Origin of the sequence: Terrisporobacter sp. (genome assembly GCF_017888745.1) — a bacterium.
GTDB lineage: Bacteria > Bacillota > Clostridia > Peptostreptococcales > Peptostreptococcaceae > Terrisporobacter.
In genome coordinates this window covers 1-2167 of the sequence record NZ_JAGHFM010000397.1, presented here as the reverse complement: position 1 = coordinate 2167, position 2167 = coordinate 1, and the positions used below count along the sequence as shown (strand labels likewise).

The 2167-nt window shown below is 27.3% G+C and carries 3 protein-coding genes; all 3 read right to left on the bottom strand.

Annotation, left to right across the window (positions count from 1 at the left end):
- Window positions 1-635, bottom strand: a 635-nt coding sequence (locus J7G74_RS16405) for a response regulator transcription factor (RefSeq protein WP_297137377.1), incomplete at its 3' end; no start/stop codon positions are given.
- Window positions 636-723: 88 nt separating this feature from the next.
- On the bottom strand, window positions 724-1410 hold the full coding sequence (locus J7G74_RS16400; protein WP_297137375.1) for a DUF4956 domain-containing protein: 687 nt from the start codon (window positions 1408-1410) through the stop codon (window positions 724-726).
- Entirely contained in the window at window positions 1404-2159 is a 756-nt protein-coding gene (locus J7G74_RS16395) for a polyphosphate polymerase domain-containing protein (RefSeq protein WP_334299751.1), read from the bottom strand. The genes J7G74_RS16400 and J7G74_RS16395 overlap by 7 nt, the downstream gene beginning before the upstream one ends.
- Between the last annotated feature and the right edge of the window lie 8 nt (window positions 2160-2167).

Below are 2167 nucleotides of genomic sequence, written 5' to 3'. Positions count from 1 at the left end.
GTAATTTTTACAGAAGAATTAATATAAGCTAATTTTTTTCTTAAAAAGGATACATAAACTTCGATATTATTATGTTCAACTTCTGAATCATATCCCCATAATTTTGAAATAATATCATCCTTGCTGACCACATTTTTTGGACGTTGCATAAAGTATTTTAATATTTCAAACTCTTTTTGAGTTAAAGTAATAGAAGTGCCATTACACTCTAAATCATAAGTTGAAATATTTAATTGTATATCCCCATATTCCAAAATGTTATCATTAATAACTTCACCTTTTCTTCTAGTTAAAGCTCTTAATCTTGCTAAAAGTTCTTCAGGAGAGAATGGTTTTGGTAAATAGTCATCAGCACCTAAATCTAAACCAGTTATTCTATCTTCTACAGATCCTTTAGCAGTAAGTAAGATTATAGGAGTGGAAATGCCTTCTTTTCGAAGTTTCTTTAAGATCTGAAGACCATTTAATTTAGGTAACATAATATCTAAAATAATAATGTCATAAATATCAGTTAAGCCATACTCTAAACCGTCATCTCCATCATATACGGCATCTACAGAATATTTATTTTTAATTAATATTTGTGTTAAAGCTTCAGAAAGTTGCTTTTCATCTTCAACTAATAAAAGTTTCAATATAGTGTCCTCCTAATAAATTTTTGTGATTATTATATTATACAATAAATCCCCTTAAATTTTTTATTTAAGGGGATGGTAGTACTAACTATTTATCTCCATAGCTTGTACTAGATAGAGTAAGTGCAATATTTAAATTACCGTTTCTACATCTTAGTTCATCTATAAAAGACTTTTGACTTACATCAGACTTTAAATCTATTATATATGTTAATTCAAATAAAGAACCAAAATCTCTTGTTCTGACTTTCTCGATATAGTAAGAAGCAGTATAATTATCTAATATTTCTTCGAATACACCTTCATAATTTAAGTCCTCTGGAACTGTAATTTTAAGTTGCATCGGCTTATTTTTTGCTTCAGTAAATTTAGTAATATCTAATAATATCATTACAGCAGATAATATAACTGTAAATATTACAGCATAAGTAATATATCCCATACCACAAGTAAGGCCTATAGCTAGAGTAAAGAATACATATGCAATATCTTTTGGTTCTCCAGGTGCACTCCTAAAACGAATTATTGAAAATGCACCAGCTAAACTAAATGCCCTAGCCACATTGTTACCAACTAAAAGTATAATTATAGATATTATCACAGGTAACATTATTAAAGTTGTGCTAAATCCAGAATTATAACTAGATTTTTTTGATGTCTTCATATAAACAAGACTTATAAGAACTCCTAGAATTACAGATGTACCTATAACTTTTAGAGTGTTAAGTAGAGTAAAAGATTCTCCTGTAGTAGTTGTTATTATTGTTTCTAACATGTTTTAGCTCCTATTCTAATTTTTTTATTATTTAAGCAATAATTCATATATTCATTGCCATATTTAGAAAAATGTGTAGGGTAAATTTCTAAGTCTGATAATATGCTTGTAAACCAAAGTGGCATAGCACCAAGAATTTTTACTTCCATAAGATATCTTCCTTCTCCTACAACATCATCACCAAAGCAACCTTTTTCTAAGGTTAAATTTGTTCTTCTTGTTAAAACCCTAGAATCAAAAGTTATCCTAAAATCTGGATCATCTTTAGCAAAAAAGGCATTTCTTTCATAGCCAATATATACAGTAGGATAAACTTTATTTTTGCTTAAGTAATATTGAATTTCATCGATTACTTGATTATTAATATAGTCATCACTTAATGGTCTAATATTTTTATAAACAAAATCATATGCTTCACCTAAAGTAAGAACAACTCTTCTTTTGCTTACAATACCATTAATCTTCTTTTTTAACTCTAGAAATACCATATCATCTAAACTAGTAGGTGTTTTATAGCTTCTTAGACGAAGCTTTTCTTTATAAAAGGGTTTAGATATAGAATGTCTGATGACATCATTATTTTTAGTGTCAAAATAGATGTTATATATGCTATATGTATTGTTATTTTTACAGTATTTATCAGAATTTACATATTGTGAAAGTCTAGAAATTAATTGTTCATATTGCATTTTTGATATTAGAAATTTTTTCTCATAGCGTTTAAAAGATTTTATTGCCAAATTATTCACCCCCTATT

Excerpts from the sequence above, each read along its gene's own strand:
- J7G74_RS16400 (WP_297137375.1), bottom strand. The coding sequence starts at position 1,410 with ATGTTAGAAACAATAATAACAACTACTACAGGAGAATCTTTTACTCTA.